Below are 22,667 nucleotides of genomic sequence, written 5' to 3' on the forward strand. Positions count from 1 at the left end.
TCACGCGCCTTTCGGTTCCACGAACATCCGGCCGCGCATTTCCATGTGCAGCGCATGGCAGAACCACTGGCAATAATACCAGAAGACACCGGGCTGCGCCGCCACGAAGGTCACGGATGAGGTCTGCTGCGGCCCCACCTCCATCGCGACGCCGTGGTTGCCCATGGTAAAGCCATGCGTCAGGTCGTCGATGTCATCCAGATTGGTGACGATCACCGTGACCTCATCGCCCTCTTTCACGGTAAAGGTTTCCAGGCTGAAATTCGGCGCCTGGCTGGACATGTAGACCCGGACCTTGTTGCCATCGCGGATCACGCTTTCCTGCCAGTCGTCCAGGTTGACGCCATCGGCTTCGGCCTGCGCCCGGGTTTCGGCCCACATCGGGTCCTGCCGGTCCCAGGCCGAACGGATATTGGTCATCTTCGAGGCATGCACCGCGATCGCATCATGGGGCTCGGCAAAGGTCGGGCCGTCGTGCACCAGCACCATCTTGTCGCCCGTGATGTCGAACAACTGGTCGTTCTCGGGCTTCAGCGGGCCGACGTTCAGGAAACGGTCTTTCGAGAACTTGCACAGCACCACCATCCACTTGCCGTCGGCCTCCAGCGTCTCGCCATGCGAGGTCTTGATGTGGCCCGGCTGGTAATGCACGTCGACCTTTTCCAGGATCGGGTCGACAGTCTCGCCCGCATAGGCCTTGACCGCGGCCTCGATGTTCCACTTCACCACCTGGCTGTCCAGGAACAACGAGGTGTAGGCATTGCCCTGCCCGTCAAAGGCGGTGTGCAGCGGCCCAAGGCCAAGCTCCGGCTCGGCCACCACGGCCGACCGCGGATCGGCACCATCGAACACCGCGTCCAGTTTGGTCACGTCGATGACCGACACCGTAGGCGACAGCTTGCCGCCGATGCACAGGTGCTTCTTGTCGGGCGCCATGTTGCAGCCGTGCGGGTTGTTGGCGATCGGGATATAGCGGGTGAACTGGCTGTTGGCTTCTTTCCGGCCGTCCAGCACGCGCACGCCGTTCAGTTCCTGGCCCTCGCCCGCGGCGACTGCCTTTTCAATCTCGGCGATGTTGAAGACCACGACGTGGTCCATTTCGCTGGCCGTCATGTCAGCCAGCGTCATCCCCATTTCCGAGTTGTACGAAGTCGAGAAGGCCCATTTGCCTTCATAATCCGCATCGCAATTGTCCAGGTTGCCCGAGACGATCACCTGCCAGGCCACGTCGAACTTGTCGGTGTCGACCGCGGTGAAGATGTTCACATAGGTCGAAGGATCGGTCATCGTGGACCCGTCATTGACCAGCGGCGCCTCATCCTCGCCATTGCAGAAGATATAGTTCGAGCGCGGCCATTTCTGCGGGCGCATGCCGTGGATGCCCTTGGCATTCGGGATTTCCAGGATCGCGTCGGTCTTCATCACGTCACAGCGCACACGGGCCACGCGGGTGTTGGCCTTGTCGTTCATGAACAGGTACTGCCCGTCATACTTGCCCTCGGTATAGGACATGTGGACGTGGTGCAGGTCGCCGTTGTCGTGGATCTTCTTGCCGTTGGCGGCCAGATAGGCTTTGGTCTTGTCGCTCATGGTGCGCTGATGGATGCGGATCGATTCATCCGTCTGGCCCCAGCCGGTGGCCGAACAGCGGTTGAACACCGGCACGCGCATCAGTTCACGCATCGACGGCACGCCCAGAATCCGCAGCTCGCCCGTCTGCCCTGACGACCAGAAGCCGTAATATTCATCCAGCTGGCCCGGCGCCACGTTGAAATCGCCCGCCGCATGGGCCGCGCCCGCACCGGCCAGCGTCGCCGCCCCGCCCAGGGCAGCAGCGCCGCCCCAAAGGCCCAGGCGGCCGCCGCCCACCGCGCCCGCAAGCGCGGCGCCCCCCGCCGTTGCGCCCAGAAGGCCGCGACGGCTGATCCCTGTCGTCTGTGTCTTGTCAGACATCGGTCTGTCCTCTCATGTTGGGATGGTTCACAAGTTCGCCCGCGGCCCGCTTGGCGCCGCCAAGGTCCGGGGTCCCCACCGCCGCGCGCCGCTTTTCCTTGCGGATCACCACGGGGCATTTCGTTTTCGACTGATACAGCACCTGACAGTGCATGCAGTTGAGGCATTCGTTGGGGTTGATTTCCCCGGTCGGATGGATCGCCTGGACCATGCATTCATTGGCACAGGTCTGGCAGGGGTTGCCGCAGTCCTTGTAGCGCTTCAGCCAGTCAAACATCCGCAGCCGCGCCGGAATGGCCAAGGCCGCCCCCAGCGGGCACAGATAGCGGCAATAGAAGCGTTCGACGAACAGCCCCGCCATCAAAAGCGCCGCCGCATAGGCCACGAAGGGCCAGGCGCGCATGAATTTCAGCACGATAGCGGTCTTGAAGGGTTCGACCTCGGCCAGATGCTCGGCCTGCTCGATCGAGGCCAGCGACACCCCGAACAGCCCCAGGAAGATCATGTATTTCAGCGGCCAAAGCCGTTCATGCAGGCCCCAGGGCAGCGTCCATTGCGGCACGCCCAGACGCCGCGCGATGCGGTTCGACAGTTCCTGCAGCGCGCCAAAGGGGCACAGCCAGCCGCAATAGGCCCCCCGCCCCCAGAAGATCAGCGCGGCGGCCACCGCAAACCACAGGATGAAGGTCAGCGGGTCCAGCAGGAACGCCTGCCAGCTGAAATCCGTGGTCAGCGCGCCGAACAGCGCCATCAGGTTCACGACCGACAGCTGCGCATTGGCATACCAGCCCAGAAACACCAGCGTCACGGTCAGAAAGCCATAGCGGAACCAGGCGGTGGCACGGTCCGACCGCGTCAGGAAGCCCTGGAAGAAGAAGGCCAGCGTCAGCACCACCAGCATCGCGCCCAAACCCGCGATCTCGACGCGCTTGTCGTTCCAGATCTTGCGCCACAGCGCGCTTTGCGCGGCGGATTCGTCGCGATCGGCAACCGCATCGGCACCGGCGGCGGCGGGGGCCGCGGCGGGCGGCGGGGTCAGCGTGCGCAGATAGGGCGCGGGCAGCTGATAGCCCAGATCGAAGGTGGTAAAGGCCCGTTCAATCGCCGCCACATCACGCTGCACCAGCAGTTGCAGACGGAACGGCTTGGTCGGGTCAAAGCCCGCATCGGCGGGGATCTTGAACAGGTCAAGCTCGGTGAATTCCGGCGCGCCTTCGGCGGCAATGCCCAGCAGGCGCCGGTGGCCACGGTCACGAAACCGCACCGAGACATCATCCTGGATCAGCACGATCCGGTCAAAGATGCCGCCGCGCACATAGCCCGAGCCCTTGAAGGAATACAGCCCCCGGCCCGCCACCATGATCGCATGTTCGCCCTCGGCCAGCCAGGCCTGCAGATTGGCCTGTTCCGCCTCGCCCAGCAGCGCGCGGCCCACGGCGGGAACCGACACCAGCGCCAGCTGCATCTCGATGAAGGTGGTTTCGGGCGCGGCCTGAACGGGCCGGGCGGCGGCGCGCGGATCGTCCAGCAGCTCAAAGGCCGCGTTCACCTGCCCCACATCCAGCGACAGCCGACGCAGCGTGCCATCGCCTTCCAGCGTGAACCAGTCACCGGCGGCCTGCGCATCGGGGTTGATCTCGACCTGCGGGCCGCTGGCCGGGGCCTGCGCCGCAAGCCCCCCCAACCCCAGCGCGCGCGCCACCCGCAGGCCAGAACGCACGATGGAATCGTCGATCACCATGATCGTGACCGTCGCGCCGGAAATGATGTTCAGCTCATGCGCGGACCCGCCGGATTCCGCCTCGGCCACAAGGTCCAGGCCAACGTAATCCTCGACCAGCGCCTTGATCTTGCTGTCAGGAATACCGATCAGAACGATCGGTTCGGAATGTTTCACCAACTGCAGGCCGATGACGCGGGCGGCATCGTCCACCGCCACCATCGTATGGATCGGCTTGCCCGAATAGCCCGTGGTGCCCACGAAATCCGAAGTGATGAAGGCCCAGCCGATCCGGTTGCCGCCCTTCATTACGGGGGCGACGGGCAAATCGTCACGCAGCGGACCATAGGCATCGGCGCCCGCGACAAGGGTGCCTGCGGGAACCTCGGTCAGAAAACGTGGCAGATGGGGGGATTGGGCGGCGGCAGGGGCCGTCAGCAGCAGGGCGCAGAGCAGGCCGGCGACAAGGGCCAAAAGGGCCGCGGCGCGCGCGAAACTGCGGATGGGGAAATGCAGAACTTTCAAGGCATTTGCGGTCATCAATCAGGCTTTCTGCAGTGGGGGCGCACGGGCTTGCGCCAGACGGACGCGGCGCAGGATGGGCGCCTGATGCGATGCGGGACGCAGGGCCCGGCCAAAGCCGCGCACCTGCAGCGGATCGGGCGATGACAGACCAAGCGCCACGGCCCCGGCCTGCATGCAGTCGGGGCAGAAGGTCAGGTCACAATCCTCGGCGGGGCGGGTGGTGCCATTGCGATCGATCAAAACGGTCTGGGCGCCCATATCGGTGCAGATCACCATTTCAACCATCTGCGCCCGCGCCGCCCCCGCGCCTTCGGCCATGCCACGGCTGAACCCGCCCAAGGCAAGGGCCAGGACCAGCAGCACGGTCAGCAAAAGGGGGCAACGCAACGGTTTCATGCCCGCAGCCATGCCGCAGGCGCCGGCGCGCCTCCTTGACTTTAGGCAAGTGGGCCCGCCGAAACCGCGGTTTGACCACCATTCAGCCCCCCGCGTCAGACCGCCGCGGAAGACCAGATTGACATTCATCAATCAGGCACCCAAAACACCGCAATGTTTCAAGTGAAGGTTGTTCCATGCGTGCCGAAGATCTGCCCGAAGTCCGCCGCCTGCCGCTGTTTCGCGACATGCTGCATGCAAATTTCGAACAACTCATGCAGGGGTCCTACGCGCAGCTGTTTCCGGCGGGGCTGGAACTGATCCGGCAGGGCGATCCGGCCGATTTCCTGCATATCGTGCTGGAAGGCGCGGTCGAGCTTCATGCCGACTGGGGCGACAACCGCTGCACCATGGCCGTGGTGCAGCCGGTGGGCACCTTCATCCTGGCCGCCTGCATCAAGGATGCGCCCTATCTGATGTCGGCGCGCACGTTGGAACGGTCGCGCGTGTTGCTGGTGCCGGCCTCGGATCTGCGCGCGATCTTCCGGCGCGATCCGGAATTCGCGGTCTCGACCATCAACGAACTGGCGGGGGCCTATCGCGCGGTGGTGCGCCATGCCAAGGGCCTGAAGCTGCGCAACTCGCGCGAGCGGGTGGCCGCTTATCTGCTGAAACAGTCGCGCATGGCGGAAAATGCCGACAGCTTCATCCTTGGCGTCGAAAAGCGGCTGATCGCGTCTTACCTGGGGATGACGCCGGAAAACCTGTCGCGCACCCTGCGCGGGCTGGAAGGCAACGGCGTCACGCTGCGTGGCCAGCAGGTCACCATCACCGACCGCGCCGCGCTGGCCGCCGTGGCCCCGCCTGATCGCCTTATCGACGGGCCCGATCCGGGCGGTGCAACCGCGGGCGTCAGCCTGCCGCCGCCCACGCGGGTTAATCCGGCGCCCTAGGCGCCCCGGCCCGGCATCACGCGACCGATCACGCCCAGGACAGCGCCGGGTCTTCCTCGGCGAAATCGCGCAGCCGCGCGACATCATCAATGCGCACCGCCGATTGCGCCATCGAGACGCCATGCCGGCGCAGGCGGCCAAAAGCCCGGCTGAGGCTTTCGGGCTTCAACCCAAGGCCCCCGGCAATCACCTGCTTCTCATAAGGTAATTGGACCACCGTCTCTCCGCGCATGGATTGACTGAGATCAATCAGAAACAACGCCAGGCGCTGCGCCCCGTTGCGCACCTTCAGCCGCTCCAGATCATCGGCCAGCGCATCGGCATTATCCGCCGCCACCGCCAGCAACGCGAAGGCCAGGCACGGTTCGGTTGCCGCCAAGGCCCGCATCGCCCCGGCGTCCAGCGACAGGACGCGGACATCGGTCACCGCCTGCGCCGACAGGCTGTGGCCCGCCCCGCGCACCGCCGCCATTTCATCCAGGCTGCGCAAACGTGGCGCCAAACGGATGATCGCCTCATTTCCACAGGGCGCCACGCGATACAGCTTGACCCAGCCCCCAAGGACAAAGCGCAGCGCATTCGCCCTTTCGCCCTGCAGGAAAATGGTGGCGCCGCGGTCGTGGTTGCGCAGCTGCGCCGTGCGCGCAAGGCGCGCGATACAGGCGTCAGGCAACTTGGCAAAGGCTGGCACATCGCGCAGCGCGGCAAAGGTCTGTTCCGTCATGTTGGTCCCCGGCAAGCGAATCTCCCTGACCCTTGATTGACATTTATCATTCATAAGCAACCATGACATAGATCAAACGGCGCCGATTTCAGCGCAGGGGCCAGACCGGCCCCGGACCGCGCCACCCTTGACAGCGTGCGTGGCGGGGTCTTTGCTGTTGGGGAACGACAGATCCGTGCCAGTCGCGCTTGCGCGGCACGCTTCGCACCAAAGGAATGCGTCCATGACACCCAAGGGAACCTTTCGCGCAACGGGCGTGTGTGCCGCGCTGTTTCTGGGCACCGCGATCGCCGGGGGCGCCATTACCCCCGCGTTTGCGCAGGATGCCGCGGCGACACAAACCGCGACCCCGGATGCCGCAGCGCTGCGCACGCGGGGCGAGGCGCTGATCTATGGCCTTGGCGATGTTGCGCAGGATGTTCCCGCGGGCCTGTCTTTGCTGGATCAGGCCGCAAGCGCGGGCGATATCGCGGCCAAGGCCGCTCTCGGCAAGATCCTGCTGGATGGCTATTACACCCAGGCCGATAGCGCCAAAGGCACCCGGCTGCTGCAAGAGGCCGCCGCCGACGGAAATGCGGCCGCGCAGCGCAACCTGGGCAAGGCGCTTTTGTGGGGCACGGGGCTGGCCGCCGATCCGACGCGCGCACAGACCCTGCTGGATCAGGCCGCCAGCGCCGGCGATGCCGAGGCGCGGCGCGTGCTGGGCGAGCAGTTGATCGGCGGCTGGGTTCTACCCGCCGATGCCACCGCCGGGCAGGCCCTTCTGGAACAGAGCGCTGCGGCGGGGGATACGCAGGCGCAGGTTACTCTGGGGGCTCTGCTGCTGCATGGCACCGGCCTGCCCAAGGATGAATCCCGCGCGCTGGAGTTGTTCGAACAGGCCGCCGCAGCGGGCGACGGCGCGGGGCTGGAACGTTTCGGCGCAACGCTGATGTGGCGCCAGCGCGACCCGGCCGCGGCCGAGGCCTATTTGCGCCGCGCCGGTGAACTGGGCCGCGGCACGGCCTGGGTCACCCTGGCAGAAGGCGCGATGTATGGGTTTCTGGGCGAAGGTTCGCGCCAGAAATTCGACGGCTTCGCCCAGCAGGCCCGCGCCGCTGGCGAAGGCCGGATCGAGGTGCTGGAGGCGCAGCGCCGCACCTGGGGCATCAGCATGGTCGCCAGCGGCCCCGAAACGCTTGCCGGTCTGGAACGGGCCGCCGAGGCCGGAAACAAGGACGCGCTGCTTTATCTGATCGGCCTGGTGCGCAATGGCAACCGCTACAACATCCGCAAGGAACCCGACCGCGCGCTGGCCTATCTTGACCGTTTCGCCAACCTGCTGAGCGCGCCGGAAATCGAACGCCTGCGCTTCAGCATCGACGCGGCCCGGGTCAAGACGATCCCCGCCTATGAGGTGCTGGCCGCGCGCCTTGCCGCCAAGCCGGACCTGCTGGCGGGCGGCTTTGGCCCGGAACTGGCCTGGGCCAATGATAATTTCGCAATCTACCTGCTGCAGACGCGCCTTCAGGCCGAGGGGCGTTATAGCGGGCCCATCAACGGGCTGGCGACCCGGGCGACCCTGCGCGCGCTTTATGACGACTGCAAACCCCTGATGGGCCCGGTGCGCTGCGGCGATGACATCCTGAAACCCGAAGTGCTTGGCCGCCTTCTGAACCGCTGACAGGCGATTCCCGCGCGCCATCGCACCGCGGCGATCTTCGACGATAGCGCGCAATTGTCGAAGATTTCTTGGCTATCTAAATCTTTTTTCGCCGTTTCTTGCGCCAATGGCGCAAACTGCGCCCATCTTTGCCAGAACCTTTCCCGCCGATCCGCTACACTTTGACGCAGGCCTTGTCGGGCCAATCAGGGGGCCAATCAGGGGGGATACGACATGAAGATTGTGGTGCTTGGGTCCGGTGTGATCGGGGTGACCTCGGCCTGGTATCTGGCCCGCGCCGGGCATGAGGTGACGGTGATCGACCGCCAGCCCGAGGCGGCGCTGGAAACCTCATTTGCCAATGCCGGCGAAATCAGCCCCGGCTATTCCGCGCCCTGGGCCGCGCCGGGCATCCCGCTCAAGGCGATCAAGTGGATGTTCATGGAACACGCCCCACTGATCGTGCAGCCGCGCCCCGACCCGCAAAAGATTCGCTGGATGGTGCAGATGCTGGGCAATTGCACCAGCCGCGCCTATGCGGTGAACAAGGCGCGCATGGTGCGTCTTGCGGAATATTCGCGCGATTGCCTGACCGCGCTGCGCCAAGAAACGGGGCTGCGCTTTGACGAACGCCAGCAGGGCACGCTGCAACTGTTCCGCACCCAGAAACAGATGGACGGCGCGGCCAAGGATATAGAGGTGCTGCGCCAGGGCGGCGTCCCCTTTGAGGTGTTGGATACCGCCGGCTGCCTTGCCGCCGAACCGGGGCTGGCCAATGCGCGCGACAAGATCGTGGGCGGGTTGCGCCTGCCCAGGGATGAAACCGGCGATTGCTTCAAGTTCACCCAAGGTCTGGCCGAAAAGGCCCGCGCGCTTGGCGTGCAGTTCCGCCATGGCGTGACGATCCGGCGGCTGAACCTTTCGGGCGGGCGGATCCTTTCGGTCGGCACATCCGAAGGCGAGGTCACGGCCGATGCCTTTGTCGTGGCGATGGGCAGCTATTCGCCCGCGCTGGTCGCGCCCTTGGGGATGAAACTGCCGGTCTATCCGGTCAAGGGCTATTCGATCACCGTCCCGATCGTGGACAAGGACCGCGCGCCCCTGTCCACGGTGATGGACGAAACCCACAAGATCGCGATCACCCGGCTGGGCGACCGCATCCGCGTGGGTGGTATGGCCGAAATCGCGGGCTTCGATCTGTCGCTGAAGGACAAGCGCCGCCGCACGCTGGTGCATTCGGTTGAGGATCTGTTCGGCGGCGCGGGCGATCAGTCACAGGCGACCTTCTGGACGGGGCTGCGCCCGATGACGCCCGATGGTACCCCGGTGGTGGGCGCGACGCCGGTGCCGAACCTGTTCCTGAATACCGGGCATGGCACATTGGGCTGGACGATGGCGGCAGGATCCGGCCGGGTGCTGGCCGATATCGTGTCGGGCCGCGCGACCGAGATTGAAAGCGCCGATCTGGGCTATGGCCGCTATCAGACGCGCCGGGGCCGCCGCGCACAGGGCATCGGCCGCCTGCAACCCAGCGCGGGCTGACGGCCCGGGCGGCAAGGGCAGCCCGCAAACAGGCCCGGCGCGCAAGGATTTCATTGACTCGCGCCCCGGCCCCGCAAACACTTCCCCTATGGCGGCCCCTGGGCCGCACCCACCACGCAAGGGCGCCCGCGCGGCCCGCCGATGCGTCACGGGAAGGGAACGCGCCATGACGGTGGCAAGGGACATCGCCGGATCATCGACCCGCGCGCGCGCATCCGGCGATGGCTGACGCTGCCACCCCGCTACGGATTGCGCTGGTAACGGGGCCGGGCTGGCTGCCGCAGGGCTGGCAGGCGCTGGTCATTGACCGCATCCTGGCCGATCCGCGCCTGATTCTGGCGGGCAGGATCACGGGCCGGGCCAATGCCGCCCCCGTTACCCCCCCGCGCCTTGTTCGCGCCACGATGCGCGCCGAACGCGCGCTGAGCCGATTCATCACCCCGCACTACCCTGCAGATGCCGCATGGCAATACGTCACATCCCTCGCCGACCTTGGCGGCGACGCGAGCGCGGGGGCGCGCGCCGATCTGGCGCTGGCGCTGGACCGCTTTCGCCTTGCCCCCGATCAGTTGCCCTTGGCGGGCCTGGGCGAATGGTCGCTGGCGGCAGGCGGGGTCGAAGGCGCCATCCCCGACTGGCTGCTGCTTGCGCCTGACGCCTGCACCGACGGCGCCATCCCCATTGAAATCCGCGCGCGCCGCGCGGACAGGCCGGGTCAGGTGGTTCTGGATCGCGCCGATTTCAACCCCAAGCTGCTGGCCGGGTTGACCGCCGAATTCCTGCGCGAGAAGGCCGCCCTGTTCCTGCTGCGCGCGCTGGCCCACCAGGCGCAGGCCCCCGCGCCGATGCCCGCACAAACCGCCCCGCCGCTGGCCGCCCCGGCACGGCTGGCACTGGCCAATTACGCGGCCCGGGTGTCAAAAGGGCTGGCCCGGCGCCTGGACGACCGCCTGCGCGAGGGGCTGCACCGGGGGCGCGCCCACTGGCGGCTGGCGATCGGCACGGGCGATGCGCTGGCGCTGAATCCGGCGCGCGCGATCGACCTGCCGCGGCAGCAGTTTTCCATGGCCGATCCGTTCCTGTTCGACCACGCGGGCGCCCTGCATCTGTTCTACGAGGCGCAGGACCGCGACAATGGCCGCGGCTGGATCGAGGCCGCGCGCCTGGATGGCGACCGCCTTGTGCCGCTTGGCCCGGCGCTGCGGTGCGACTATCACCTGTCCTTCCCGCAGGTCTTTGCGACGGGCGGCGCGATCTACATGCTGCCCGAAACCCAGGGCAACCGCAGGCTTGAAATCTGGCGCGCCACCGATTTCCCCCTGCGCTGGACCCTGCATGCCACCGCGTTTCAGGGCCAGTATCTGGCCGATTCCACGCTTTTGCTGCATGCCGGGCAATGGTGGTTGTTCACCAACCTGTCCGATCATGCCCTGTATCAGGAACATTCCAGCAGCCTGCATCTGTTCGCGGTCGACGGGCCCGATCTGCGCCGGATCGTTCCGCATCCGCTGAACCCGGTGGTGATGGGCAGCCCGGTCGCGCGCAACGCCGGATCGGTCATCGTGCAGGATGGCCGGCTTATCCGCCCCTCGCAGATCAATGCCCACGGCGTCTATGGCTATGGCCTGAACCTGATGGAGATCGAGCGGCTGGACCTTCAGGGCTATCGCGAAAGGCTGGTGCGCCGCTTCACCCCCGCCGACCGCCCCGGTGCCGGGGGCCTGCACCACCTGTCGGTGGCAGGCGGGCGGCATGTGTTCGACTGGTTCAGCCCATGAAACGGGCAGGTGTGCTGATTGGCCTGTCGCTTCTGTCTAGCCCCGCCCTTTCGCAGGATGCGCCCTTCCGGCTGGGCGTGCAGACGCATTTCGAACAGGGCTGGTCACCTGCGCTGATCGACCGGGCGGCGGATCTGGGCGCGCAGATGCTGCGCGACGAAATCGCCTGGGCCGATGCCGAACCCGCGCCCGGCCAATATGATTTCGCCCGCGCGGATGTCTACATGCAGGCCATCGCGGCGCGCGGCCTTCAGGTGCAGATCGTCACACTGGATGGCCACCCCGCCCATGACGCGGGCCAGACGCCCCACACAGGCGCGGGCCGCGCCGCCTATGCCGAGTTTCTGGCCGCGATGCTGGCGCGCTATTCCGGCACGATCCATCAGCTGGAACTGGGAAATGAGGTCAATTCACGCGAATTCCTGCATGGACCCTTTGCCGCCGCCCCCGCCCGCGCCTTTGCCCGCATGGCGGGCACGCTGGCCGCCCGGCTGGGCCCCGACGACCGCCCGCCCATCGTCTGCACCGGGGTCAACACGCTGGCGCTTGGCTTTCTGCGTGACACCTTTCGCCACGGCACGCTGGAGCATTGCGATGCGATCTCGGTCCATCCCTACCGCGAACACCCTGAAACGCTGGATCTGGAACTGGCCCGCCTGCGCGCGCTGATGCGCGAGATGGGTGGCGAGAAGCCGATCATCGTCACCGAATTCGGCAAATGGGTCGAGGATCCGGGCCAATCGCCCGCCCATATGCTGAAGATGGTGGCGATCATGGGGGCGGCGGGGGTGCAGGATGCCTATTGGTATGCGCTGGTGGATGAACCCTGGTGGCCGAACATGGGCCTGCTGGCGACCGACGGCCAGGAAAAGCCTGCCGCCGCCGCCTTTCGCCTGCTGCAGGACCGGCTTTTGCCGCAGGGCCGGCCGCGCGATCGCAGCCCCACCCGAACCGCGCGGATCTATGAATTCGGCACCGAGGGGCGGGCCTTCGTGGTCTGGGGCACGGGCGGGGTGCTGCGGGTCAACGGCCCGGCGGAATTTCTGGACGCCGCGGGCCAGCCCGTGCCGCCCCCCGACCGGCTGGGCGATGATCCGGTCGTGGTGCTGGGCGATGGGCTTGACCTGCGCGTGGACCAGACCCCGGCCGTCGCCGATGCGATTTATCAGTTCGGCACCCCGCCATGGTCCTATTTCGCGCGCCGTCCCGGGCTGGGCCTGACGCCGCTGGAAATCATCGACGGGCAGTGGGGGTCCTATCGCGGGGCGCCGGACCTTGATCCGCTGCGCATCACCGATGACTGGATCACCACCGCCCGTTTTGCCGATGGCCCCTTTCACGCCGTCGAACGCTTTCGCGCCACCGATGCCGGGCGCTATCGCGTGACCGCAAAATGGCAGGCCGCCCCGGGGGCCGAGCCGTCGCGGATCGAGATCCGCCACAACGGCGGCCTGGTCGCGCAGGGCCAGACCGGACCGGACCCATTTGCCGTCACAGCGCTGGAGCTGACCCTGGCCCCCGGCGACCGGCTGGAGTTTGAGGCCGCCCCCGCCGGCCCGAATGGCGACGGCGCCCTGCGCCGCCGGATCAGCATTGTGGGGCCCCTGCCCTGACGCGCCCCGTCAGACCGCGTTCCTGCGCGCCCCGCCCCGGAAGGCGCGCAGCGACGGGCGGGCCGGGCCGGGATCATCGGTGCCCCGGGCATCGGCATGGGCGGCCAGATCGCGGATCGTGGGATGGCGCAGCAGGTCGCGCGCCTCAAGGTTCAGGCCCGCATCAATCATCCGCGCCGCGATGCGGAACACCGTCAGCGAATCCGCGCCAAGGGCATAAAGCGTATCGGTGGTGCTGATCTCGTCCAGGCCCAGAACCTCTTGCCAGATCGCGGCCAGCGCCTGTTCGGTGGGGGTGGCCGCCGGGGTGCGCAGCGGGGTGACGACGGCCTGCGCCTCGGGCGCGGGCAGGGCCTTGCGGTCCAGCTTGCCATTGGCCGTCTTTGGCAGATCGCTCAGGCTGACCCAGGCGGTGGGCACCATATAGCCGGGCAACTGCGCGGCCAGGATCGGCGCAGGATCGACCGGATCGGCATGGTCGCGGTCGCGCACTAGATAGCCGACCAGCAGATCACCGCCCTGGGGCGCGGGCCGCAGCGCCACCGCCGCCGCCGCGATCCCGTCGATGGCGCGCAGCGCCGCCTCGACCTCGCCCAACTCGATCCGGAAACCGCGCAGCTTGATCTGCCCGTCCTGCCGACCCAAAAGCTCGATCCGCCCATCCGCCAGCCGCCGCGCCAGATCGCCGCTGCGATAAAGCCGCCGCGCCCGGCCGTTGACCACCACCTCGCGGAAGGCCTCGGCGGTCAGGTCGGGGCGGTCGAAATAGCCCCGCGCCAGCCCCGCGCCGCCGATGTTCAGCTCGCCCACCGCGCCTGGGGGGACCAGCTCATCCAGCGGACCCAGCACATGCAATTCGGTATTGGCGATCGGATGGCCGATGCTGATGCGCCCGTCCGGGGCGACCCGGTCCACCGCCGACCAGATCGTGGTCTCGGTGGGGCCATACAGGTTCCACAGCGCCCCGCCCCCGGCCAGCAGCCGCCCGGCCAGATCGGCGGGCAAAGGTTCGCCCCCGCACCACATGGTCAGCCCCGGATGCGGGGTCAGCCCCGCCTCCAGCAGCATCATCCACAGCGTGGGCGTGGCCTGCATATGGGTGATATCGCCCTGCGCCAGCCGCGCGACCAGACGAAAGCCGTCCAGCACATCCTCGGCCGGGGCGATCACCACCCTGGCCCCGCACAAAAGCGGGCCGAACAGTTCCAGCGCGGCGATGTCAAAGCTGGTGGTGGTGACCGCCAGCATCACATCATCACGACCAAGGCCCGGTTCGCGCAGCATGGATTGCAACAGGTTCACCACCGCGCGGTGGCCGATCTCTACCCCCTTCGGCACGCCGGTGGACCCCGAGGTGAAGATGACATAGGCCGTGGCCGCCGGATCATCGACCACGGGCGCGGGCCGCGCGCCCAAGGCCAGATCGGCCAGCGCGATGCAGGGTCGGCCCGCCGCAGGATCGGGCGCGCCCGCGCCATCGTGGATCACCACATCGGCGCGCGCCGCGCCGATCACCGCCGCCAGCCGGGCAGGCGGCTGCAGCGGGTCCAGCGGCACATAGGCATGGCCCGCCTTCAGCACCCCCAGCATCGCCGCAACGCAATCGGCCCCGCGCGCGACCGAAACTGCCACCCGACCGCCGGGCGCGGGCAACAGCCGCTGCACCGCCGCAGCCACGGCATCGGCGCGGGCCAGCAGATCGGCATAGCGCATCTGCCCGCCCGCATCCTCGATCGCGATGCGGTCTGGCATCGCGCGCGCCACAGCATCGATCAGGCCATGCAGCGTGCCGTCGGGGATCGGCGCCGCGGTGGCGTTCAGCCCCTCGGCCAGCCAGTCGGTTTCGGACTGACGCAGCAACGGGATCGTGCCCACGGGTCGGTCGGCATCGGCCGCCATCTCGGCCAACAGGGTTTCCAGGTGACCCAGCCAGCGCAGGACCGTGGCCTCATCATACAGATCGGAGTTGTAATCCACATCGACCCGCAGCCCGTCGCGGCGTTCGACCACGTTGAAGAACAGATCGAAATTCACCGCCGTCTTGGGGTTGGCATGGGTGGACACCTGCAGCCCGCCCATCGCCATGCCCTCGGCCAGCTTTTCCAGGTTGAACTGCACCTCGGTCAGCGGCAACCGGCCCAACGAGCGTTCGATCCCCAGTTCACGCACCAGCGTGCCATACGTGCAATCCTGATGGTCAAAGGCAGCCATCACCGCATCGCGCACCCGGGCCAGATGCTGCGCCATCGGCGCGCGGCGATCGATCGGCGCGCGGATCGGCAGGAAATTCACGCAATGCCCGACCAGATCGGGGTTGGGCAGCAAAGCCTGTCCGCCTGTAGGAACCCCAAGAACCACGTCATCCGACCCGCTAAGGCGGGAGATAACGGTCTGAACGGCTGCAAACAGCGTCGTAAACAGGGTGCAGCCCTGTTTGGCGCCCGCCTTGCGCGCCCCGCGCATCACGCCTTCGGGGATCTGCGCGGTGACCGTGGCCCCGGCGTAGGATTTGACCGCGCCACGGGGCCGGTCGGTCGGCAGCGCGGGCAGATCCGGCAGATCGGCATAGACCCTGCGCCAATGGTCAATCGTTTCCGCGCGCGGGCGGGTCGATGCACTGGCCGCAGCATGAGCCGCGAATGAGGGTGCCGGTGGCAGGTCGGCTGCGGGGCCGCCCGTCTCTTCGGTGTAAAGCGCCGCCAAATCGGTGAATACCACGTTATAGGACCAACCGTCGCAGACGATGTGATGCGCGGTCACCACCAACACATGATCACGCGGGCCCCGCCGCACCAGCATCATCCGCAGCGGCGGGCCTTGCACCAGATCGATGGGTGTGGCCGCGTCCCGGGCCAGCAGCGCGCGCAAGGCGTCCTGCGGATCCGGCACACCGCTGATGTCCTGCAGGGGCAGCGCGGGGGGGAAGGGATCAAGGATGTCAAAGGTCGCGCCGGTGCGGGCAAAGCGCTGGCGCAGACCGTCGTGGCGCGCAATCACACGGGCAAGCGCACGTTCCAGCGCCGCAACGTCCAGATCGCCCTGCAACACCAACGAGGCGCTTTCGTTGAAGCTGCAAGACGCCTCATCCGACAGCTGGCTGGTCATCCAGATCTCGCGCTGCGCCTCGGTCAGGGGGATGTCGCGGCGCGGGGCCACGGGCGCGGCTGGGGGGGCAGACACCGCCGCCGCGCCGCCCTGATCGGCCAGAATGCCCACCGCGCGCAAGTCATCCAGCGATTGGGCGAAGGCCTCGGCACAGGCCCGGAAATCCGCCTCGGAATGGGCGGTGGTGCCCATCCCGGCATAGCCCACCTGCACATGGACCCCTTTCATCCGCATCAGCGGAAAGATCAGCGTGGCATTGGGGTCCAGATCGGTCAGGTTCATGATGAACCAGCTGGAATACCCCTCGACCGCGCGCGGCAGGCCGCGGGCCGCCAGATGCGCGTTCATTTCGTCAACCAGCTGGCCGGTGCGCGCGGCCACCCGGCGCCACAGGTCATCGCCCTGCGCCTCGATATGGTCCAGCGTCGCGCCGACGGCGGCCAGAACCAGCGGATGACGCACGAAGGTGCCGGCAAAGAAGGTCGGCGCGGTCTGCGGGCCGGATGCGTCGCCAAAGGCCCATTCGCCCCCGTCCAGCGCATCCATAAACCGCCGCTTGCCCGCCAGAAGCCCGATCGGCATGCCCCCGCCCACGACCTTGCCATAGGTGGCCATGTCCGCCTCGATGCCCCATTCGCCCTGCATCCCGCGCGGCCCGACGCGAAAGCCGGTCACCACCTCATCCATCACCAGGGCTGCGCCACTGTCCTGGGTCAGGGCGCGCAGCGCGCGGACAAACTCTGCCGGGCGCAGTTCGGGGTGTCGGCTTTGCACCGGCTCGACGATGACGGCGGCGATTTCGGATGCGTTGGCGCGCAGCCAGTCCAGGCTTTCGGGCGCGCCATAGGGCAGCACAACCATGTTGCCCAGCCCGCTGCGCGGAATCCCCGGCGCTATGGGCAGCGCCGCGGGCACACCGCCCCGGCCCTTGCCCTTCACCAGAACCTCATCGAACTGGCCGTGATAATCATTGCCAAAGACCACGATCCGGTCGCGCCCGGTCACCGCCCGCGCCAGCCGCATCGCGGCCATCACCGCCTCGGACCCGGTGTTGCAGAAGGTAACCCGGTCATGGCCCAAGAAGGACGTCAGCCGTTCGGCCAGCGGCCCGGCCAGATCGCTTTGCGGGCCGATGGCAAAGCCGCGCGCCATCTGGCGGTTGATCGCCTCAATCACGAAATCGGGCGAATGGCCAAAGGCGGTCTGACCGAAGCCATTGACGAAATCGATGAATTCATTGCCGTCAATGTCCCACAGCCGCGACCCCTTGGACCGGTCTGCCACCACCGGAAAGACCATCTCTTTCCACTCGGCCCGGAACCCCGCCACGGTCCGCGGATCGGCCAGAGCCGGGCGGTAGCGCTGGGTATAGGCCTTGGATTTGGGGAACCGCGCGCTGTAGGCCTGGGCCAGATCGCGCGCAAAGGTCAGCTGCGCCGGGGTCAGATCGCCGCCACCGGCATTGGTCGCCCGCCCGATGGCAAAGCCCTGCCGGGCCGGCGCAGGCGCATCCGCGGGGGTGGGGTCCGCCGCCGCGGGCGCCAGCTGTCGCGATGGGGCGGCCAGCGAGGCCGGGGCGGGCAGCGCGGCCTGGGCCCCGGGCGCCGCGCCAAGGGCGGCCAGCTGCTGGGCAAAGATCGCCTGCATCGTCTGCATCTGGGCCTGCACGACCTGCGCCAGACCAGTGGCGGGCGGCGGCAGCGGTGCCACCGCGACTGGGGCGGTCTGCGCCAACGCCGGGGCGGGCACCCCCGGGGCCAACGCCGGGGCGGGCGCGGCCACCTCGGGCGGCAGGGTCTGGTCCAGGTGATCGGCCAAGGCCTCGGCGCTGGGATAATCCGACAGAAGCTGGCGGAAGGTCAGGCTGGTCTTGTAGACGCTGGCCAGCCGCTGCGTGAACTGGCCCAGGAACAACGAGTCGAACCCCAGTTCCAGGAAACTTGCGCCCGCATCCTCGGGGGCAAGATCCTCGCCCGACAGGTCGGACAGCATCGCCAGAAGCTCGGCCACAAGGCGCGGCTTGCGCGGGGCGGGATTGGCGGCGGCGGGGGCGGATGTCATGGTCATGGCAGGGCTTTCGGTTACAGCCAGGGGCTGGGCATCGGCTTGCACGAGTGCGACGGGATGGGCCGAGGCGGCGGGCGGATCGACCCAGTGGCGTTTGCGCTGGAACGGATAGGCGGGCAGCGACACGCGCCGTGCCCCGCGCGGACCCGCGCGCGCCCAATCCACCGCGACGCCCAAGGCCCACAGCCGCCCGAAGGCCCGCGCCATGGCCTCTTCATCCGATACGGGGCGGGTGTGATCGGGCAGGGACTGCACGATCCCGGCATGGCCATCGCGCGTCAGCGCCTGCGCGGCAAAGGCCGACAGCACGCCCCCCGCCCCGGTTTCCAGCAAGACCGTGGGCCGGGACGCGGCCAGGGTGGCAATAGCATCGGCAAAATTCACCGCACGGCGCGCCTGACCGGCCCAATAGGCCGGGTCGCGGGCCTCGGCCTCGGTGATCCAGGTGCCGCTGACGCAGCTGACCCAGGGGATCTGCGGCGCATGCAGCGTGACGCCCGCGATCTGGCGCGCCAGCGCATCGCAAACCTGGTCCATCATGCGCGAATGAAACGCATGCGAGGTGTGCAGCGTGCTGCAGGCAAGACCTGCGGCCTGCAGCCGGTCGGCCATGGCCGCGATCGCCTCATGGCTGCCGGCCAGCACGTTCAGCTGCGGGGCATTGCGCGCGGCCAGATCGACACTGCCATCCAGATGCGGGGCCAGATCGTCCAGGCTGGCGCGCACCGACAGCATCGCCCCCCCGGGCTGATCCTGCATCAGCTGACCGCGCGCCGCGATGATGCGCAGGCCGGTTTCGAAATCCATCACCCCGGACAGTGCGGCGGCCGCGAATTCGCCCACCGAATGGCCGATCATCGCGGCGGGCCGCACCCCCCGCGCCAGCCACAGCTGCGCGCAGGCATATTGCGTCAGAAACAGCGTCGGCTGGGTCAGGCGGGTGTCACGCAGCGCCCGCGCCGCATCGACATCCGAGGGTTCGGCAAAGCATAGCAGGCTGTTCAGGTTCAGCCCCAGGATCGGTTCCAGGATCTCGGCCCCCTGATCGATCCAGCGCGCGAATTCGGGTTCGCTGCGGTAAAGCCCGCTGCCCATGCCGGGGTATTGCGACCCCTGACCGGGGAACATCAAGGCGACCGCCGGGGCCGCATCGGGGGCGGGGCGGCGCACCGCCGGGGCCTTGCGCAGTGCGGCAACCGCACCGGCCAGGTCGCGCGCGGCAATCGCGCTGCGCCAGGGATAGGCCGCGCGCCCCTCTTGCAGGGTGAAGGCCACATCGCACAGCGCCGGGGCATCCGCCGCCGCCAACGCGGTGGCCAGCCTGTCATGCATCGCGGCCAACGCCTCGGGCGATTTCGCGGCCAGGGGCAGGATCTGCACGGTATCGGGGCGGGGTGGATCGAGGCGGGGGGGCGGTTCTTCCAGCGTCAGATGCACATTGGTGCCACCCACGCCGAACGAACTGACCCCGGCACGGCGTGGGCCTGCGCTGGCCCAGGCCTCGGTGCGTTCCGGCACGCGGAAGGGTGCATCCGACAGGTCGATCTTGGGGTTGAGCGCACGGAAATTCGCCACCACCGGGATTTCGCCATGGCGAAACATCAGCGCGGTCTTGATCACGCCCATCACCCCGGCCGCCGCATCCAGATGGCCGATATTACCCTTGACCGAGCCGATGGCACAGCTGCCCGGCCCCTGCCCCGGCCCGAAGGCCAGCGTCAGGCTGCGCAGCTCGATCGGGTCGCCCAGGGGGGTCGCGGTGCCGTGGCATTCGACATAGCTGACCGTTTCGGGCCCATAACCCGCATCGGCATAGGCCATGCGGATGGCGCGGCTTTGCCCGGTGACCGACGGCGCGGTATAGGCGATCTTGTCTGCCCCGTCGTTGTTGATGCCCACGCCCCGGATCACGGCATAGATCTGGTCGCCATCGGCCAGCGCATCTTCCAGCCGGCGCAGCACCACCGCCCCCGCGCCATGGCCAAAGACGGTGCCACCCGCATCCTTGTCAAAGGGCCGGCACACCCCGTCGGGCGACACCATCCCGCCTTCCAGGCAGAAATACCCGCGCCGTTGCGGGAAGGTGATCGACACCCCGCCCGCAATCGCCATATCGCAGGCTCGCGCGCGCAGGTTCACCACCGCCTGCGCAATCGCGGTCAATGAGGTCGAACAGGCCGTGCCGATGGAAAAGGCAGGGCCCGTCAGCCCCAGCTTGTAGGCCACCCGTGTCGCCACGCTGTCGGTGACATTGCCGGTCAGTTCATTGTAATTCCCGACCTGAAACCCCGAGGTCAAATCGTCGGACGCGGCCCGATCGGCCAGCAGGTTATGCAACAGATAGGTGGAAAGCGAGGCGCCCGCGAAAACCCCGATGCCACCGTCAAAGCGGCGCGGATCATGGCCCGCATCCTCCAAGGCCTCATAGGCGACTTCCAGAAAGACACGGCCCTGCGGATCGGCCACCGCCGCTTCGCGCGGATACATGCCAAAGAAGGGGGCATCGAACATTTCGGCATCGGGCAGCCACGGGCGGGCGGGCACATAATTGGGCGCGGCGCGCTGGTCGGGGGTATAGCTGTCCTCGATCTCATCGGGGCGGAACCGCGGGATCAGGTTGTCACCCGCGCGGATGTGCCGCCAGAATTGGTCCAACCCGTCGGCCCCCGGAAAGCGCCCCGAAAGCCCGATGATGGCAATCGCGCCCGGGGGCAGATCGGGGCGGGCGGCACGGGCGGGCGCGGCAACGGCGCCTGCCGCGGCCTTGGGCGCCTGTGCCGCCAGGTCGGCCAGCCGCAGCGCCAGATCGCGCAGCCGCGCCGTTTCGAACAGCAAGGTGATGTCGAACCGCAGCCCCAACCACGATTCCAGCGCCGCATGGGCGCGCATCAGCTGCAACGAGGTTCCCCCCGCCTCAAAGAACGTGGCCTCGGGGCTGATCGGGCCAGGCCCAAGGATCTGCTGCCAGATCTCGGTGATGATCGCCGTCATCCGCGCAGGCCCCATGTCGCCCGCATCGGGCGCAGGCCCGGCCCCCGCCTCGGACGCAAGGCGCGTCTGGGCCAGGGCGACCAGCGTCTTGCGGTCGATCTTGTTGGCATTGGTCAGCGGCAGATCGGGCAAAACCATCGTGAAACGCGGCAACATGCCCTCGGGCAGCACCGCGTTCAGCTGCGCCATCAGGTCCCGCACGAAGGCCCGTTCATCGCCCGGCATCGCGCCCGCTGGCTTGACAAAGGCCGCGATGCGCCGGTCGGCCCCGGCGGGGGCAATCACCTCGACCGCCGCATTGGCAAGGCCGGGCAGCTTGCGCATCACATGCTCGACCTCATCCAGCTCGATCCGCCGCCCGCCGATCTTGACCTGCCGATCCACCCGGCCAAGGAATTCAAACACCCCATCGGCGCGCTGACGCACCAGATCGCCGGTCAGATAAACCCGCCCCACATGGCCCGGCCGCGGATCGGGCACAAAGCGCTGCGCGGTCTGGTCCGGCAGGTTCAGATAGCCATCGGCCACGCCAATCCCGGCAAGGGCAAGCTGGCCCACCTGCCCCGGGCCCAGATCCTGCAGCGCCTCATCCAGAACGAAGCAGTCAGTATGCGCCTCGGGCCGGCCAATCGGAAGCGGCCCGCCCTGAAGATCGGCGGCCGTGATCTGATGCGTGGTGCAGAACACGGTGCCTTCGGTCGGGCCATAGAGGTTGCACAGGCACAGATCGGGATACAGATCCTTGACCCGGCGGGCATGCCCCGGGGCGACCACATCCCCCCCGGCAAAGACCAGACGCATGCCGGAAAAGGCCTCGGGGCGGTGTTCGGCCAACAGATGAAAGACACCCGTGTAAAACAGCGCGACGGTGACCCGATGGCGCGTGATCGCCGCAACCAGATCGTCCAGCGACGGCTTGGCCACCGCCACGATCGCCACCGTGCCCCCCACCAGAAGCGCGGGCCAGAATTCCTGACAGGCGCCGTCACAGGCGATGGTCGAGGAATGCAACGACACATCGCCGGGCAGCACCTGGCCCAGCGGCTGATCAAAGCCGATCCGCGCAATCGCGCGCTGCGCCACGACCACGCCCTTTGGCCGCCCCGTCGAGCCCGAGGTATAGATGACATAGCCCACATCGCGGCCGGTTGCCTGCGGCCAGACCTGATCGTCCGGCACGGGCCGGGCGATGCAATCGTCTATGTCCAGCACCGGAACGCCCGGTCCCGCGAGCGGCACGACAAGATCGCGCAGCGCCCCGGGACACAGGATCGCCGCAGGCGCCGCATCCGACAGAATGAAGGCGATCTGTTCGCGCGCATAGCCCGGGTCCAGCGGCACATAGGCCGCGCCCGCCCGCAAGATGCCCAGCATCGCCAGCTGCACCTCGATCGCGCGGGACGACACGATAGCAACCCTGTCCCCCGGCGCCACCCCCGCCGCGATCAGGGCCACCGCAATGGCCCCCGCCGCGCGGGCGGTTTCGGCATAGCTGAGCGCGCGGTCGCCAGACACAAGCGCGGGATGATCTGGAATGATCGCACAGACCCGGGCGAAACAATCATAAAGTCCAAGCGCGGGATCGAAATTCAGCGCCTCAAGTCGGGCAACCTCATGCTGTTGCATCCGCACCCCCCAGCCTTTGCGCCGTGAAGACCGGGCGGATCTGACGATTGTGC

At 67.7% G+C, this 22,667-nt stretch carries 9 protein-coding genes and 1 pseudogene; 5 read left to right on the forward strand and 5 right to left on the reverse strand.

From position 1 onward, the window contains the following. From nosZ to MXB90_RS06445, 3 genes are read right to left on the reverse strand one after another with little or no spacing between them, the layout of a single operon-like run. Positions 1-1,953 (reverse strand): TAT-dependent nitrous-oxide reductase, encoded by a 1,953-nt coding sequence (gene nosZ / locus MXB90_RS06435; RefSeq protein ID WP_250042568.1) that lies wholly within the window; start codon positions 1,951-1,953, stop codon positions 1-3. Continuing rightward, entirely contained in the window at positions 1,946-4,213 is a 2,268-nt protein-coding gene (locus tag MXB90_RS06440; protein WP_250042570.1) for a NosR/NirI family protein, read from the reverse strand. The genes nosZ and MXB90_RS06440 overlap by 8 nt, the downstream gene beginning before the upstream one ends. Positions 4,214-4,216: 3 nt before the next feature. Next, a complete protein-coding gene (locus tag MXB90_RS06445; RefSeq protein ID WP_250042572.1) occupies positions 4,217-4,606 on the reverse strand; it encodes a DUF2946 family protein in 390 nt (129 codons plus the stop codon). Positions 4,607-4,770: 164 nt separating this feature from the next. On the opposite strand from MXB90_RS06445, the gene MXB90_RS06450 reads away from it, so the two are divergent. Then, the gene (locus MXB90_RS06450) at positions 4,771-5,526 is read left to right on the forward strand and encodes a cyclic nucleotide-binding domain-containing protein (protein WP_250042575.1); all 756 of its coding nucleotides are present in this window, start codon (positions 4,771-4,773) and stop codon (positions 5,524-5,526) included. 28 nt (positions 5,527-5,554) lie between these two features. On the opposite strand, the gene MXB90_RS06455 is transcribed toward MXB90_RS06450, so the two are convergent. Then, positions 5,555-6,250 carry a Crp/Fnr family transcriptional regulator gene (locus MXB90_RS06455; RefSeq protein ID WP_250042577.1) on the reverse strand — a complete coding sequence of 232 codons (696 nt, stop codon included), beginning with the start codon at positions 6,248-6,250 and terminating at the stop codon, positions 5,555-5,557. A gap of 223 nt (positions 6,251-6,473) precedes the next feature. Between MXB90_RS06455 and MXB90_RS06460 the strand changes: the two genes are divergently transcribed. The 4 genes and pseudogenes from MXB90_RS06460 to MXB90_RS06475 all read left to right on the forward strand — a co-directional run bounded on the left by MXB90_RS06460 (position 6,474) and on the right by MXB90_RS06475 (position 12,825). Further along, positions 6,474-7,913, forward strand: a complete 1,440-nt coding sequence (locus MXB90_RS06460) for a tetratricopeptide repeat protein (protein ID WP_250042580.1) — start codon at positions 6,474-6,476, stop codon at positions 7,911-7,913. 186 nt (positions 7,914-8,099) lie between these two features. After that, positions 8,100-9,434, forward strand: a pseudogene (locus MXB90_RS06465) (D-amino acid dehydrogenase); the annotation flags it as partial. Positions 9,435-9,655: 221 nt separating this feature from the next. Then, positions 9,656-11,212, forward strand: a complete 1,557-nt coding sequence (locus MXB90_RS06470) for a glucosamine inositolphosphorylceramide transferase family protein (RefSeq protein WP_250042584.1) — start codon at positions 9,656-9,658, stop codon at positions 11,210-11,212. Beyond that, the gene (locus MXB90_RS06475; protein ID WP_250042586.1) at positions 11,209-12,825 is read left to right on the forward strand and encodes a glycoside hydrolase 5 family protein; all 1,617 of its coding nucleotides are present in this window, start codon (positions 11,209-11,211) and stop codon (positions 12,823-12,825) included. Before MXB90_RS06470 ends, MXB90_RS06475 begins: the two co-directional genes overlap by 4 nt. Before the next feature lie 9 nt (positions 12,826-12,834). Here the strand turns inward: MXB90_RS06475 and MXB90_RS06480 are convergent, their stop codons facing one another. Then, positions 12,835-22,614, reverse strand: a complete 9,780-nt coding sequence (locus MXB90_RS06480) for a non-ribosomal peptide synthetase/type I polyketide synthase (RefSeq protein WP_250042588.1) — start codon at positions 22,612-22,614, stop codon at positions 12,835-12,837. Between the last annotated feature and the right edge of the window lie 53 nt (positions 22,615-22,667).

It is taken from the genome of Phaeovulum molybdatiresistens (assembly GCF_023544865.1).
GTDB lineage: Bacteria > Pseudomonadota > Alphaproteobacteria > Rhodobacterales > Rhodobacteraceae > Pontitalea.

Bases quoted from the DNA above. Each gene is read 5' to 3' on its own strand.
- MXB90_RS06445 (WP_250042572.1), bottom strand. From the start codon at position 4,606: ATGGCTGCGGGCATGAAACCGTTGCGTTGCCCCCTTTTGCTGACCGTG.
- nosZ (WP_250042568.1), bottom strand. From the start codon at position 1,953: ATGTCTGACAAGACACAGACGACAGGGATCAGCCGTCGCGGCCTTCTG.
- MXB90_RS06450 (WP_250042575.1), top strand. From the start codon at position 4,771: ATGCGTGCCGAAGATCTGCCCGAAGTCCGCCGCCTGCCGCTGTTTCGC.
- MXB90_RS06475 (WP_250042586.1), top strand. From the start codon at position 11,209: ATGAAACGGGCAGGTGTGCTGATTGGCCTGTCGCTTCTGTCTAGCCCC.
- MXB90_RS06480 (WP_250042588.1), bottom strand. From the start codon at position 22,614: ATGCAACAGCATGAGGTTGCCCGACTTGAGGCGCTGAATTTCGATCCC.
- MXB90_RS06470 (WP_250042584.1), top strand. From the start codon at position 9,656: ATGGCTGACGCTGCCACCCCGCTACGGATTGCGCTGGTAACGGGGCCG.
- MXB90_RS06440 (WP_250042570.1), bottom strand. From the start codon at position 4,213: ATGACCGCAAATGCCTTGAAAGTTCTGCATTTCCCCATCCGCAGTTTC.
- MXB90_RS06460 (WP_250042580.1), top strand. From the start codon at position 6,474: ATGACACCCAAGGGAACCTTTCGCGCAACGGGCGTGTGTGCCGCGCTG.
- MXB90_RS06455 (WP_250042577.1), bottom strand. From the start codon at position 6,250: ATGACGGAACAGACCTTTGCCGCGCTGCGCGATGTGCCAGCCTTTGCC.